The 13,656-nt window shown below is 71.7% G+C and carries 11 protein-coding genes; 5 read left to right on the top strand and 6 right to left on the bottom strand.

All coding sequences use genetic code 11. The annotated features are described in order from the left end of the window. The first annotated feature begins 37 nt into the window (after nt 1–37). From GNT64_RS03410 to GNT64_RS03395, 4 genes are read left to right on the top strand one after another with little or no spacing between them, the layout of a single operon-like run. The gene (locus tag GNT64_RS03410) at nt 38–1,048 is read left to right on the top strand and encodes a UDP-glucuronic acid decarboxylase family protein (protein ID WP_156678230.1); all 1,011 of its coding nucleotides are present in this window, start codon (nt 38–40) and stop codon (nt 1,046–1,048) included. A 14-nt stretch (nt 1,049–1,062) separates the two neighbouring features. Then, nucleotides 1,063–2,043, top strand: a complete 981-nt coding sequence (locus tag GNT64_RS03405) for an MDR/zinc-dependent alcohol dehydrogenase-like family protein (RefSeq protein WP_231639230.1) — start codon at nt 1,063–1,065, stop codon at nt 2,041–2,043. Further along, the gene (locus tag GNT64_RS03400; RefSeq protein WP_156678229.1) at nt 2,036–3,025 is read left to right on the top strand and encodes a Gfo/Idh/MocA family protein; all 990 of its coding nucleotides are present in this window, start codon (nt 2,036–2,038) and stop codon (nt 3,023–3,025) included. The genes GNT64_RS03405 and GNT64_RS03400 overlap by 8 nt, the downstream gene beginning before the upstream one ends. A gap of 21 nt (nt 3,026–3,046) precedes the next feature. Further along, a complete protein-coding gene (locus tag GNT64_RS03395) occupies nt 3,047–4,324 on the top strand; it encodes an NRAMP family divalent metal transporter (RefSeq protein WP_156678228.1) in 1,278 nt (425 codons plus the stop codon). Nucleotide 4,325: 1 nt separating this feature from the next. Here GNT64_RS03395 and GNT64_RS03390 read toward each other — a convergent pair whose 3' ends face one another. Further along, the gene (locus tag GNT64_RS03390) at nt 4,326–5,114 is read right to left on the bottom strand and encodes a crotonase/enoyl-CoA hydratase family protein (protein ID WP_156678227.1); all 789 of its coding nucleotides are present in this window, start codon (nt 5,112–5,114) and stop codon (nt 4,326–4,328) included. Between the two features lie 130 nt (nt 5,115–5,244). Here GNT64_RS03390 and trmFO point away from each other — a divergent pair, with 130 nt between their 5' ends. Next, complete coding sequence (trmFO, locus tag GNT64_RS03385; RefSeq protein WP_156678226.1) at nt 5,245–6,552, top strand: methylenetetrahydrofolate--tRNA-(uracil(54)-C(5))-methyltransferase (FADH(2)-oxidizing) TrmFO; 1,308 nt, start codon at nt 5,245–5,247, stop codon at nt 6,550–6,552. A gap of 590 nt (nt 6,553–7,142) precedes the next feature. Here the strand turns inward: trmFO and GNT64_RS03375 are convergent. From GNT64_RS03375 to GNT64_RS03355, 5 genes are all read right to left on the bottom strand, one after another. After that, on the bottom strand, nt 7,143–7,826 hold the full coding sequence (locus GNT64_RS03375) for a DUF2490 domain-containing protein (RefSeq protein WP_156678224.1): 684 nt from the start codon (nt 7,824–7,826) through the stop codon (nt 7,143–7,145). 77 nt (nt 7,827–7,903) lie between these two features. Then, complete coding sequence (locus GNT64_RS03370; RefSeq protein WP_156678223.1) at nt 7,904–9,814, bottom strand: XrtA/PEP-CTERM system amidotransferase; 1,911 nt, start codon at nt 9,812–9,814, stop codon at nt 7,904–7,906. A gap of 1 nt (nt 9,815) precedes the next feature. Beyond that, on the bottom strand, nt 9,816–11,363 hold the full coding sequence (gene xrtA, locus GNT64_RS03365; protein ID WP_231639228.1) for an exosortase A: 1,548 nt from the start codon (nt 11,361–11,363) through the stop codon (nt 9,816–9,818). Then, the gene (locus tag GNT64_RS03360; RefSeq protein ID WP_231639465.1) at nt 11,360–12,586 is read right to left on the bottom strand and encodes a TIGR03087 family PEP-CTERM/XrtA system glycosyltransferase; all 1,227 of its coding nucleotides are present in this window, start codon (nt 12,584–12,586) and stop codon (nt 11,360–11,362) included. The genes xrtA and GNT64_RS03360 overlap by 4 nt, the downstream gene beginning before the upstream one ends. After that, on the bottom strand, nt 12,583–13,653 hold the full coding sequence (locus GNT64_RS03355; RefSeq protein WP_156681400.1) for a FemAB family XrtA/PEP-CTERM system-associated protein: 1,071 nt from the start codon (nt 13,651–13,653) through the stop codon (nt 12,583–12,585). The genes GNT64_RS03360 and GNT64_RS03355 overlap by 4 nt, the downstream gene beginning before the upstream one ends. Between the last annotated feature and the right edge of the window lie 3 nt (nt 13,654–13,656).

Below are 13,656 nucleotides of genomic sequence, written 5' to 3'. Positions count from 1 at the left end.
GACCGAACGACATGAGAGACTGGCTAAGGAGCAGGACATGGCAGCAGGCAATCGCGGGCTCGCAATCGTCGCCGGGGGTGCCGGCTTCATCGGCTCGCACCTGTGCCGCGCGCTGACGGAACGCGGCCACGAGGTGCTCTGCCTCGACAATCTGCAGACGGCCCGCCCGTCCAACCTGCGGCTGCTGGAGGCGCTGCCCGGCTTTTCGTTCATCGAGGCGGACGTGGTGAACCCGCTGCCCGCCGCCGTCGCCGCCCGTGCGGGCGAGATCACGCGCGTCTACAATCTCGCCTGTGCCGCCTCGCCGCCGCAATATCAGGCCGATCCCGAGCACACGATGCTCACCAACGTGCTCGGCACGCACCATCTGCTGCGGCTGGCCGAGCAGGCCGGCGCGCGCTTCCTCCTCACCTCCACCAGCGAGGTGTATGGCGATCCGGAGATGCACCCGCAGGTGGAGGCGTATCGCGGCTGGGTGAGCTGCACCGGCCCGCGCGCCTGCTATGACGAGGGCAAGCGCGCGGCCGAGGCGCTGACCTTCGACTATGCCCGCCTGGGCCGCGCCGCCGTGCGGGTGGCGCGGATCTTCAACACCTACGGCCCCAACATGCATCCGGACGACGGCCGCGTCGTCTCGAACCTGCTCTGCCAGGCGCTGTCCGGCCGTGAGATCACCGTGCATGGTGACGGCAGCCAGACGCGCAGCTTCTGCTACGTCAGCGACATGGTGGAGGGGCTGATCCGCCTGATGGAGAGCGACATCGACGGCACCGAGCCGGTCAATCTCGGCAATCCGGCGGAGATGACGGTGAACGAGCTGCTCGACCGCATCCTCGCGATCGTCGACACGGAGGCGCCGGTCGTCCACAAGCCGATGCCGCAGGACGATCCGCGCCGGCGGCGGCCGGATATCGGCCGCGCCCAGGCGCTGCTCGGCTGGGCGCCGCAGGTGCCGCTGGAAACCGGCCTCGCCCGCACCGCCGCCTGGTTTGCCGAGGAGATAGGCGCCACCGCCGCGCTCAGCGCCCGGGCGACCCAATGCGCGTAGACGCGGAGGCCCCGGTGGCCGCACCGGACGCGACCACGATGCGCGCCGCGATCCTCGCCGCGCCGGGCGAGATCCGCTTCGCCGAGGTGCCGCTGCCGGAGCCCGGCCCCGGCCAGGTCCGCATCCGGCTGGAAGGCTGCGGCGTCTGCGCCTCCAATCTGGAGCCGTGGGCCGGGCTGGAATGGCTGACCTACCCCGGCGAGGCCGGCGGCCCCGGCCACGAGGGCTGGGGTATTGTCGATGCGATCGGCGCCGGCGTGCGCGGCCTCGCCCTTGGAGACCGCGTCGCCACCCTCTCCGGCCGCAGCTTCGCCGGCTACGACGTGGCCGATGCGGCGGAGGTGGTGGCGCTGCCAGAGGCGCTGGCCGGCCGGCCGTTCCCCGGCGAGCCGCTCGGCTGCGCGTTCAACATCTTCCGCCGCAGCGATATCGCGCCCGGCCAGACGGTGGCGATCATCGGCATCGGCTTTCTCGGCGCGATCCTGACGCAGCTGGCGAGTGATGCCGGCGCGCGCGTGATCGCCATCTCGCGCCGGCAGTCCTCGCTCGATCTCGCCCGTCGCTATGGCGCCGCCGAGACGATCGCGATGGACGATCACTGGGCGATCATCGATCAGGTGAAGCGGCTGACCGGCGACGCGATGTGCGCGCGTGTGATCGAGGCCGTCGGCAAGCAGTGGCCGCTCGATCTGGCGGGCGAGCTCGTCGGCTTCGGCGGCAAGCTGATCGTGGCGGGCTACCATCAGGATGGCCCGCGCCAGGTGAACATGCAGAACTGGAACTGGAAAGGCATCGACGTGGTGAACGCGCACGAGCGCGACCTGGCGGTACGCCTGCGCGGCGTGCGGGAGGCGGTGGCGGCGGTCGCCTCCGGCCGCTTCGATCCCGCGCCGCTCTACACCCACGTCTATCCGCTCGACCGGCTCGGCGACGCGCTGGACGACACGCGGGACAAGCCGGACGGGTTCGTCAAGGCGCTCGTCACCTGTGGCTAGGCCGAGGATCGGCTTTCTCGGCGTCGGCTGGATCGGGCGGCACCGCATGGCGGCGATGATCGCCACCGGCGCGATCGAGCCGGCGGCGATCGCCGATCCGTCCGCCGGAATGATCGCCGAGGCCGCCGCGCTGGCACCCGGCGCCACGATCGTCACCTCGCTGGATGAGATGCTGGCGCTCGGCCTCGACGGCGTCGTCGTCGCCAGCCCCAGCGCGCTGCACGCCGAACAGTCGATCCGCGCGCTGGCGGCGGGTGCGGCGGTGTTCTGCCAGAAACCGCTTGGCCGCTCGGCGGCGGAGGCGCGCGGCGTGGTAGATGCCGCGCGAGCCGCCGATCGCCTGCTCGCGGTCGACCTCTCCTACCGCTTCACCGCCGGCGTGGGCGCGATCGCGCCGCTCGTCCGCTCCGGCGCGCTCGGGCGGATCTACGCGATCGATCTCGTCTTCCACAACGCCTACGGGCCGGACAAGCCGTGGTTCTACGATCGCGCGCTCTCCGGCGGCGGCTGCGTCATGGATCTGGGCGTCCACCTCGTCGATCTCGCGCTCTGGACGATGGGCTTTCCGGACACGCGCGGGCCGGTGTGCGCCAGCCTGTCGGCGGGTGGCGCGCCGCTGGCGGGCGACGCGGTGGAGGATCATGCCATCGCCAGCTTCGCCTTGGCCGACGGGCCCGTGGTGCGGCTCGCTTGCTCGTGGCGGCTGCACGCCGGCCGCGATGCGGAGATCGCGGCCGCCTTCTACGGCACGGACGGGGGCGCGGCGCTGCGCAACGTGGGCGGCTCCTTCTACGATTTCACCGCCGAACGCTTCTCCGGCACCGCCAGCGAGACGATCGCCACCCCGCCCGACGACTGGGGCGGCCGCGCGGCGGCGGACTGGGCGGTACAGCTGGCCGCCGGCGCCCGCTTCGATCCCGCGGCGGAACGGCTGGTGACGGTCGCCGACATGCTCGACCGCATCTATGCGGCGGGCGGCTGACGCCATGCGCGCCGGCCCACGATGAGCGAGGCCGCGCCGCCGCGACGCAAGGGCGGCGTGCTGCGCGTCATCGGCACCGGCATCATCACCGGCGCGGCGGACGACGATCCCTCGGCGATCGGCACCTATGCCAGCGCCGGCGCCCGCTTCGGCCTGGGCTTCCTGTGGATCGCGCCCGTCCTGCTGCCGATGATGTATGCGGTGGTCTATCTCTCGGCCAAGCTGGGGCAGGTCTACGGCAAGGGGCTGTTCGCGATCATCCGCGATCGCTACCCGCGCGGGCTGCTCTACCCGCTGATGGTGGGCGCGTTCACCGGCAACGTGATCGAGGCCGCGGCCAATCTCGGCGGCATCGGCGCCGCCCTGAACCTGATCGTGCCTGTGCCGATCCCGCTGATCGTTATCGGCAGCGCCGCCATGCTGCTGGCGCTGCAGTTCCTCGGCTCGTACCAGCTGCTCCGCTCCATTTTCCAGTGGCTCACGCTGGCGCTGTTCGCCTATGTCGCCGCCGCCTTCCTGGCCCGGCCGGACTGGCGGGAGGTGCTGACGAGCACCGTCACCCCGCGCATCCGCCCGGATGCGGAGTTCCTCGCGATGGTCGTCGCCTGCATCGGCACCTCGCTCTCGGCCTATATCTACACCTGGCAGTCCAATCAGGAGGTGGAGGAGCAGATCGCCGACGGGCGGCGGCACTGGTGGCAGCGGCGCGGCGCCACCCGCGCCGAACTCGCCCGCACGCGGCGCGACGTGATAGTCGGCATGCTGTTCTCCAACGTGATCCTCTACTTCATCATCCTCTCCACCGGCGCCACGCTCCACGCCGGCGGGCAGACCAGCATCGACAGCGCGGCCCACGCCGCCGCCGCGCTGGAGCCGCTGGCCGGCCCGGCCGCCAAATATCTGTTCGCGCTGGGCGTGGTGGGCGTCGGCTTCCTCGCCGTGCCGGTGATGACGACGGGCGCGGCCTACGATCTGGTGCAGGGCATCGGCCGCGAGGGCAGCCTGAACGCGCGCGCGGCCGACGCGCCGCTGTTCTACGCGACGATCGCGGTCGTCACGGCCGTGGCGGTGGGGCTGAACTTCCTGGGCTTCAACCCGATGCGGGCGCTGGTCTGGTCCGGCATCGTGCAGGGCTTCTCCGTGCCGCCGCTGCTGTTCATGATGATGCTGATGACGAACGATCGCGCGGTGATGGGCAAGCGCACGAACGGCTGGCTCACCAACCTGCTCGGCGGCGTCACCACGCTCGTCACCTTCCTCGCCGCCGCCGCGCTGGTCGGAACGTGGCTGGCGGCGTGATCTAGCCCGCCTTGCCGCGCGAGAGGAAGGCGGCGACGGCGTCGCGATGCTCGTCCGTCGCGTGGCAGAGCGCCTGCATCGCGGCCGCCGCCTCCAGCGCGGTCGCGAGATCGACGGTGCGGCCCTGCCGCAGCAGCCGCTTCGTCATCCGCACCGCGTGCGGCGGGTTGGCGGCGATGCGGCCGGCGAGTGCGCGGGCGTGGCCGATCAGCGCCGCGTCCGGCACCACTTCCGACACGAGCCCGCACGCGAGCGCGGCGGCCGCATCGATCGTGTCGCCGGTCAGCGCCAGCTCGCATGCCTTGGCGAAGCCGACGATGCGCGGCAGCAGCCAGGCGCCGCCGTCGCCCGGCACCAGGCCCACCTTGACGAAGCTCTCGGCAAAGCGGGCGGCGGTGCCCGCGATGCGGATGTCGCACATGCAGGCAAGATCGCAGCCGGCGCCCACCGCCGGCCCGTTCACCGCCGCGATCACCGGCGTCTCCAGCGCCTCGAAGGCCAGCGGGATGCGCTGTATGCCGTGCCGGTAATTGCTCCGCGTGCGCGCCGGCAGCGGATCGTGCAGGCCGGTGCCGGCCGCCATCTCGCGCAGGTTGCCGCCGGTGGAAAAGGCGCTGCCGGCGCCGGTGAGCACGATCGCGCGCACCGCCTCGTCCGCGTCCAGCCGCTGCATCAGCGCGACCAGCGCGTCGATCATCGGCTGATCGGAGATCGGATTGCGCGTGTCCGGCCGGTTCAGGGTGACGAGGGCGACCCCGTCCTCGCTCTCGCACAGCAGTTCGTCCGTCATCCGCCCCTCCCGTCGGTTGGTTTGACCTAGAGCGATTGCTAGGCGGGTGGAACCGATTTGCGGCCGGTGCGGCGGCGCCGGGCAAGGCCGGGCTTTCCCCGCTCGCACCGCTCGCCTATCGCCTCGCCTGATGACGCATCGTATCCACATCGTCGGCGGCGGCCTCGCCGGTTCCGAGGCGGCCTGGCAGCTGGCGGAGGCCGGCATCCCGGTCCGCCTGTCGGAGATGCGCGGGGTGGAAGGCACGCCCGCGCACAAGACCAGCGACCTCGCCGAGCTCGTCTGCTCGAACAGCTTCCGCTCCGACGATCCGGAGCGCAACGCCGTGGGCGTGCTGCATGCCGAGATGCGCACGCTCGGCTCGCTGATATTGCGCGAGGCGGACGCGCACCGCGTGCCCGCCGGCTCCGCGCTGGCGGTGGACCGCGACGGCTTCTCGGCCGCCGTCACGCAGGCCATCGCCGATCACCCGCTGATCGAGCTGGTGCGCGAGCGGGTGGATGCGCTGCCGGACGGGCCGGCGATCGTCGCCACCGGCCCGCTCACCGCGGCCTCCCTCGCCTCAGCGATCGCCGGCGAGACGGGGGAGGAGGCGCTCGCCTTCTTCGATGCGCTGGCGCCGATCGTCCATTTCGAGACGATCGACATGGATGTCGCGTGGTATCAGTCGCGCTGGAATAAGGGAGACGGCAAGGATTACATCAACTGCGCGCTGACGAAGGACGAATATCTCGCCTTCCAGGCCGCCCTGATCGCCGGCGAGAAGACCGCCTTCAAGGAATGGGAGGCGGACACCCCCTATTTCGACGGCTGCATGCCGATCGAGGTGATGGCGGAGCGCGGCGTTGAGACCCTGCGCTACGGCCCGATGAAGGGGGTGGGCCTGGACGATCCGCGCACCGGCCGCTGGCCCTATGCCGTGGTGCAGCTGCGGCAGGACAATGCGCTGGGCACGCTGTGGAACATCGTCGGCTTCCAGACGAAGCTGAAACATGCCGAGCAGGTGCGCCTGTTCCGCACCATAGCGGGGCTGGAGAAAGCGGAGTTCGCCCGGCTCGGCGGCCTTCACCGCAACACCTTCCTCAACGCGCCGCGCCTGCTGGATGGCGAGCTGCGGCTGCGCAGCGCGCCGCACATCCGCTTCGCCGGCCAGATCACGGGCTGCGAGGGCTATATCGAGAGCGCCGCCATCGGCCTCCTCGCCGGCCGCTTCGCCGCCGCCGAACTGGCCGGCCGCGCGCTGCCCCCGCCGCCTGTGGAGACGGCGCTCGGCGCGCTGCTGGGCCACATCACCGGCGGCGCGAAGGCGGAGACGTACCAGCCGATGAACGTCAATTTCGGCCTGTTCCCGCCAATGCCCGAAGCGAGGAAGAAGGAGCGCAAGCCGGCCATGGCGGCACGCGCGCGGCAGGCGCTGGCGGGATGGATGGCGGGGTAGCGGCGCGGGGATAGCGGATGTCGCGCAGAAACGGACGCTTCAGAGCCGGTTTGGCTTGAACATTCGACGATGATAAGCACCGATTATGAAAGACGCCTTGACCGCTGTAGCCGCCTCAGCGGCTTTTGTGATCTTTCCAGCTAGTGCTGAAATCCCCCAGGGGCCTCCGATCATAGTAATTCCTCAAGGTAAGCTTGAGAATCGGCACAAACTATCTATCATTGAATGGGTTTCAAAGTTGAGAGACCGTGAGAATGTCTGGCTCACAATATCGGGATTTACCGAGGCCGGACAATCTATATCTGCCAATCTAAATCGCGGTTGCCGCTACGCGCGCCTAGTCGCAGCAGAATTCATTAGATACGGATTTAACTCTGATCGTATAGACCTAGTGAGCTTCGGCGAGCAGAGACCGCTGTTTACGCCTGAGGCTGGTGAAGACATTAGGTGGAACCGCCGGGTTGAGATTACCTTCCGATCCGCCGCCGAGCCAACGGAACTAAGTCGCGAGAACAGGAAGTGTCGCTTGCGTTAGAGTTTGCGGCGATCCGTCGTTCGTCCGCTTTCCACCAAAGCCAGACCTCGCCCGTTCACGGCCGGACGAACAGGCTCAGCGACGCCACGTGGTTCATCCGCCTGCGCCCGCCCGGATCGTTGATCAGCTGGTTCAGATAGCCCGCCTCGATCGTCGTCCTGCCCGCCAGCGGGATTTCCACGCCGGCGAAGCCGCGCAGCTGGTCGAAGCCGGCGCGGGCGCCCCAGTCCGTGTCGTTCAGCGCCACGAACGCCTCCGCCGAGACGAGCGCCCGCGTGCGCTGCGGCCGGCCGAGCGGGTGGACGTAGCGGATCATCTCGCGCACCCGCCAGCCGGTGTCGGAGCCGGTCGACAGCCGCCGATGCTCCAGCCGCGTGCGGGACGAGAGCGTGCCGGCGCCCGACTTGGGTAGCGTCCAGCTCAGCTGGAGGAACAAGCGGTCCTCATTGCGGTCGCGCGCCCTCTCCACTGGCAGCACGACATGGGCGTAGCCGGCATAGGCCGTCACCCGGTCGGACGCCTTCCAGCCGATCGCCGGCCGCAGAATCAGCTGGCCGAGCCGCCCGGCGCCGTCCACGAAGCGCGGCTGCGCCTCCAGGAAATAGGCCAGCCTGCTGCCGGGCACGGTGCCGATCACGGTTGCGTTCAGCCAGACCTGCTCGTCCGTCACCGTCTCCGCCGCCGCCGGGGCGGCCGTCGCGGCGAGGCCGGCGGCGATCAGGAAGGCGGGGTGGCGCATCGCGCGCGCCTGTGCCGCAGCCGCACGGCCGCGTCCAGCCGTGCCGCCCCCGGCCACATTTCGTTACGCAAAGGCCGCTACGCCGCGCGCGCCTGCCCCAGCCCGAACAGCCGGCCGAGCGCCTTGTCCAGCATCAGCAGCTGCCACAGCAGCCGGCCATGGTCGCTGCGGCCGGCGCGATGATCGGCCGCCAGCGCGGCGATCGCGCCCGCGTCGAACCAGCCGGTCTCGGCCAGCGCCGATCCGTGGGCGATCGCGTCCGCCGCGCCCGCCAGCGGCCCGCGGAACCACGCGCCGATCGGGGTGACGAAGCCCATCTTGCGGCGGTGCAGGATCTCGTCCGGCAGATAACGGCCCAGCGCGCGCTTCATCAGCCACTTGCCGCTGCCGCCGCGCACCCGCATCGATACGGGCAGCCGCGCGGCGAACTCGACGAGGCGATGGTCGAGCAGCGGCTCCCGCGCCTCCAGCGATACGGCCATGCTCGTCCGATCCACCTTCGTCAGGATGTCGCCCGGCAGCCAGATCTTGAGGTCGGCATATTGCGCGCGGTCGAGCGCGTCGCGCGCCGGCGCCGCGCGCATCGCCGCCACGTAGCGATCCTCCGCCCGGTGGCCGGCCAGCGCCGCCAGCGCCGCCGGGGCGTAGAGGCGGTGGCGCAACGCCGGCGGCGTCACCCCCACGCTCAGCGCATAGGCCTCCTCGCCGCTGCGGCCGAGCGCCTGCAGGGTCGTCTTGGCGCGGAACCGCTGCGGTGCCCAGTCGAGCTTCGGGAAGCGATCGCCCAGCGCGCCGATCGCCGCGCGCGCGCCGCCCAGCAGCAGCGCGCGGGCGCGCTCCTCGGCCAGGTGGAAGGCGTGGCGGCGGTAGCCGGCGAACGCCTCGTCGGCCCCGTCGCCGGAGAGCGCCACCGTCACCCGCTCGCGCGCCAGCTCGCACACGCGATAGGTGGGCAAGGCGGAGGCATCGGCGAACGGCTCGTCGAAGGCGTGCGCCAGCGTGTCGATCAGCCCGAAATCGCCGGCCGCCACGTGCCGGGTGCGGTGGCTGGTGGCGAAGCGATCGGCGACGATCCTCGCGTAGCGCGTCTCGTCGTGGCTCGCCTCGTCGAAGCCGATCGAGCAGGTCTCCACCGCGTGCGGGCTCGCCTCCGCCATCATCGCCACGACGGCGGAGGAATCGACCCCGCCCGACAGGAAGGCGCCGAGCGGCACGTCCGCCACCATGCGCGATCGCACGCCCTGGCGCAGCAGATCGAGCAGTTCCGCCTCGCGCGCCGCCACCGATCCGCGCGCGCGATCGGCGAAGCTGATGTCCCACCACTTGGTCGGCCACGCCAGCGGCTCGCCGCGCCGCAGCGCCAGCCAGTGACCGGCCGGCAGCTTGCGCACGCCGGCCAGGATGCAGGCGTCGTCCGGCACGTAGCCGAGGCCGAGATAATCGTCGACGGCGGTGAAATCGGGCGCGCGGCGCAGCAGCGGATGGGCGAGCAGGCCCTTCAGTTCCGAGGCGAAGATCACCGCGCCGTCGGAAAGCTCGGCATAATGCAGCGGCTTCACGCCGAAGCGGTCGCGCGCCAGGAACAGCCTGTTCTCGGCCGCATCGTGGATGGCGAAGGCGAACATGCCGTTCAGCCGCGGCAGCACCGCCGGCCCCCACTGCCGCCAGCCGCGCAGGATCACCTCGGTATCGCCGTGGGTGGTGAAGGCGTGGCCCAGCGCCTCCAGCTCCCGCCGCACCTCCATGAAATTGTAGATCTCGCCGTTGAAGGTGATGGTGAGGGCGCCGTCCTCCGTCGCCATTGGCTGCGGGCTGCCGGCGACGTCGATGATCGCCAGGCGGCGGTGGCCGAGGCCGACGCCCGGCGCCGTCCACACGCCCTCGCCGTCCGGACCGCGATGCGCCTGCGCGTCCGTCATCGCGCGCACGCGCTGCGGATCCACGGGCTTGGCCGTGCCGATGTGGAAGATGCCGGCGATGCCGCACATGTCAGCCGCCCGCCATGCCGTCGGCCAGCCGGTCGATCGGGCCGAGCGCCTTCAGAAAGGCGTCGATCGCCGGTCGCGTGCTGGTGGCGCGATCGGGCTGCACGGCGGAGACGAGCACCGCCACCGCCCGCCGCCGTCCGCCCAGCAGGCGCACCCGCAATGTCTCCAGCTTCACGCCCACTTCGCTGCCCGTCACGATGCCGCCCACCCGATAGAATGTCGCGACCTCGCGCACCAGCGGGCCGGGCGCGGAGATGCGGAAGGCGCGGCCGGCGGGCGGCGCGACCGTATCGTCGGTCCACGCCCAGTCGCCCTCCGGATCGATCGCCCCCTGGCCGTAACCGACGATCTCGCGTCCCTCCGCCTGATCGCCGTAGACGGCGATGGCGAGCGTCACGACATGCCCCCGCCCATCACCATAATAGGCCTGTATGCGGTGATCCGCGCCCGTGAAGCGCGGCGTCCACGGATGCGATCGGTCCACCACGCGCGTCCAGCCCGGCACCACCGGCGGCTCGATATGACGCGGCAGCGTCGCCGCGCCGCCCGCCGCGATAGCCGCCGACCACAGGATCGGCGCCACCGCCACCGCGATCGCCGCCACCGCGATCGCCAGCGCGCGGCCCGGCCGGTCCGGCAGCGGCGCCACCGGCTGGAGATCGGCCGCGTCGAACCAGCGATCGTTCGGCCCGCGATCGAAGAAGCGCCAGCCGAGGCCGATCAGCGCGGCGATCACCACGGCGAAGAACACCCAGCCGTAGACGACATGATCGAACGTGCCCGCCACGTCGCCGTCCGTCAGATAGCCGACATAGATGGTGCCGAACGCGCGCACCCCGTTGGCCAGCACCGGCGCCACGATCGCCGCCAGCATGAACAGTCCGCGCCGCGTCCACGATCGGAAGCAGACGTTGGCCACCAGCGCGCCGTAGGCGATCATCGCCACCAGGAACTTCACGCCGGAACAGGCCTCGGCCACCTCGTAATAGCCGTTCGGGATGGTGATGAAGACGCCCTCGATCCGCGCCGGCACGCCGAACGCGCCGAGCAGCCCCATGCACATCCGCGCCGTCAGCGTCTGCAGCGGCGGCACCAGCGTGTCGCCCGCGGGCACCAGGAACAGCATATAGCAGAGCGGGAACAGCAGGCCGCGCGCCACGTCGCGGCCAAGGCAGGCGACGACCGCGCCCTGCATCATCACCACCAGCCCCAGATGCCGGGCGAGCGCCACGCCGGCGGCGGCGCCCAGCAGCCAGCCGGCCGCGCCCGCCGCCACCACCAACAGGCCCGGCGCCCACGCGTGCGGCACCAGCCGGGCGAGCTCGGCGCGGCGCTGCCACACCAGCCAGGCGATGATCGGGCCGACGAACAGGCAGTGGCCGAAGGTGGAGCTGTTCCACCAGATATCCGCCATCGTCGCGGCATCGCGCGCGAAGATCAGCAGGATGGCGAGCCACACCCCGCCGACCAGCGCCAGATGCAGGCGCCATGGATCGGCGTGGGTGCGGTCGGGCATCGCGGCCGCCAGGGCCGGCTCCAGCGCCATCATGCCGCCGCTTCGAGCGCCGCGGCCTCGGGCATCACCAGCGCGGCGAGCGGCGCCAGCTGCCGCGCCCAAGCATAGTCCGCCACCAGCCGCGCCCGCGCCGCGGCGCCGATCGCGGCGGCGCGGTCGGGCGCGGCGAGCAGGGCGACGACGGCGTCCGCCTCGCCGCCGGCGTCCGCCACGATCAGCTCGCGCCCCGGCTCCGCCGCGATCCCCTCGAACGCGGCGGGCGAGGCGACGACCGGGCGGCCCATCGCCATCGCCTCTAGCACCTTGTTCTGGATGCCGCGCGCCAGATCGAGCGGGGCCACCACCACGTCGGCGGCGGCCAGCCACCCGCGCACGTCCGCCACGGCGCCGGTGACGATCACGCCGCTTTGCCCGTCCAGCGCGCGCACCGCCGGCGCCGGGTTGCGGCCGACGATGGCGAAGGCGGCGGCGGGAAAGCGGGCGCGGATCGCCGGCAGGCTGCGCGTGGCGAAGCGGGTGACGGCGGCGACGTTCGGCCGATAGTCCATCTGCCCGGTGAACACGAGAAGCGGCTTGGGCAGCGGCGCGGCCACCTTCGCGAAATCCGCCGTCGGATCAAAGTAAGCGAGATCCACGCCGTTGCCCAGCGCGCGCACCCGATCCGCGCCCAAACCGCTCGCCCGGCGGAACAGCGCCGCCTCCGCCTCGCTGACGAACAGGCTCGCATCCGCATCCCGCGCCACGGCGATCTCGAACGCTTCCAGGGTCCGCGCCTCGCGCGCGTGCAGCCGCCGCATCGGCCCGCGCGCATCGGCGGCATAAGCGGCGAACTTGGCCGAATCGACGTCGACGAAGTCCATGACGAAGCGCGCGCCGTGGCGCCGGGCGGGCACGAACTGCGCCATCTGGCCGGAAAAGGCGACGATCGTGGCGATCCGCCCGCCGGCTACCTTCTCCGCGACGAAGCGGCGCATCGTCCGGCTGTCGAACATGGCGACCGAGACCGGCCCGCCGGCCCGCCCGGCGGCCAGCAGCGCCGCCGCGCGCGAGCGCGTCCGCCGCTCGACATGCAGCGAGGCGACGAGCGGGCGCAGCGCCTCGGCATGCGCGAGATCGGCGGCATCGTCGGCGAAGCAGGCCAAGTGGACGCGGCCCAGCCCGGTGAGCGCCTTCAGCAGGTGATAGGAACGGATCTTGTCGCCCCGGTCCGGTGGAAACGGCACGCGGTGGACGAGGAACAACATGTCCCCCATCAGCCGAGCCCGCGCGCGATCGGCGGCCCCAGCCGGTTGGCGAGCCACAGCGGCAGCCTTTGCCACAGGGCGATCTGCGCGCGATATTTCGGGTTCAGCGGGTTCACCTCGCGCGGGCGCACGCCATCGGCGGTGCGCACCGCGTAGCTCAGCGGCGCGGGATCGAACCCCCAGTTGCGCTTGAACGCGAAGGCGCCGGTGCCGGGCTTGGACCGGCCGAAATCGAAGCGTGTGCAGCCGCGCTCGCGGGCGGCCCGCATCAGCGCGAAATACATGAGGTCGTTGGCCCGCCACGTCCGCGCCTCGGCCGTGCCGCCTCCCCAATAGGGCATCACCGCGCCGGCGAAGTAGAGGCTGAGCACGCTGGCGATCGGCCGCCCCTCGTGCCGCACGGTGAGGATGTCGGCATCCTCGCCGAACCCCTCCAGCACCGCATCGAACAGCGCGCGCGGAAAGACCGGGGTGCCGAGATTGCGCACGCTGGCGCTGTAGACCGCATAGTGGGCGGCGCGATCCGCCTCGCCCCGGCCGATCTCCACCGTCAGCGGGAAGCCAAGCGCGCGGCGCACCTCGGCGCGCTGCTTGCGCGGGATGGCGAGCAGCTCGGCCGCGTCGTCGGTGGCGAGCGGGCGGACGAAGCCGGCATAGCTGCCGCCGGACACGTGCCAGCCCTCCCCCTCCGGCAGCCAGCCGCCGCGCAGCTCCAGCGAGGGGCAGCTCAGCCGTTCGGCGAGGCGCCACGCCTCGGCGCAGAGGGCCTCGGCCGCGATCGCATCCTCAGCCAGAATGCCGCCGCCGATGGCGAAGCCGCTGGAGACGAGCGCGCGGCCGAACAGGGCCGAGTGGATGGCGCTGAGCGGCAGCACGCCGGCGATCCTCGCCCCGCGCCGGGCGACCAGATAATGCGCCGGCTGGCCGCACCCGACCGCGACGGCGAGGCTCCACGCCGGCAGGTGGAACGGGGTGGCGTCGGGCCGCGCCCGCAGCCAGGAGAGAACCTGTTCGCCCGACCCGGCGGCCGCCGAATCGAGGGGTTCCACCACGATTCCCTCGGCCCGCACCTGCGTCATCGC

The organism is Sphingomonas profundi (assembly GCF_009739515.1).
GTDB classification, from domain to species: domain Bacteria; phylum Pseudomonadota; class Alphaproteobacteria; order Sphingomonadales; family Sphingomonadaceae; genus Alterirhizorhabdus; species Alterirhizorhabdus profundi.
This window is presented reverse-complemented; position numbering and strand designations above follow the sequence as displayed.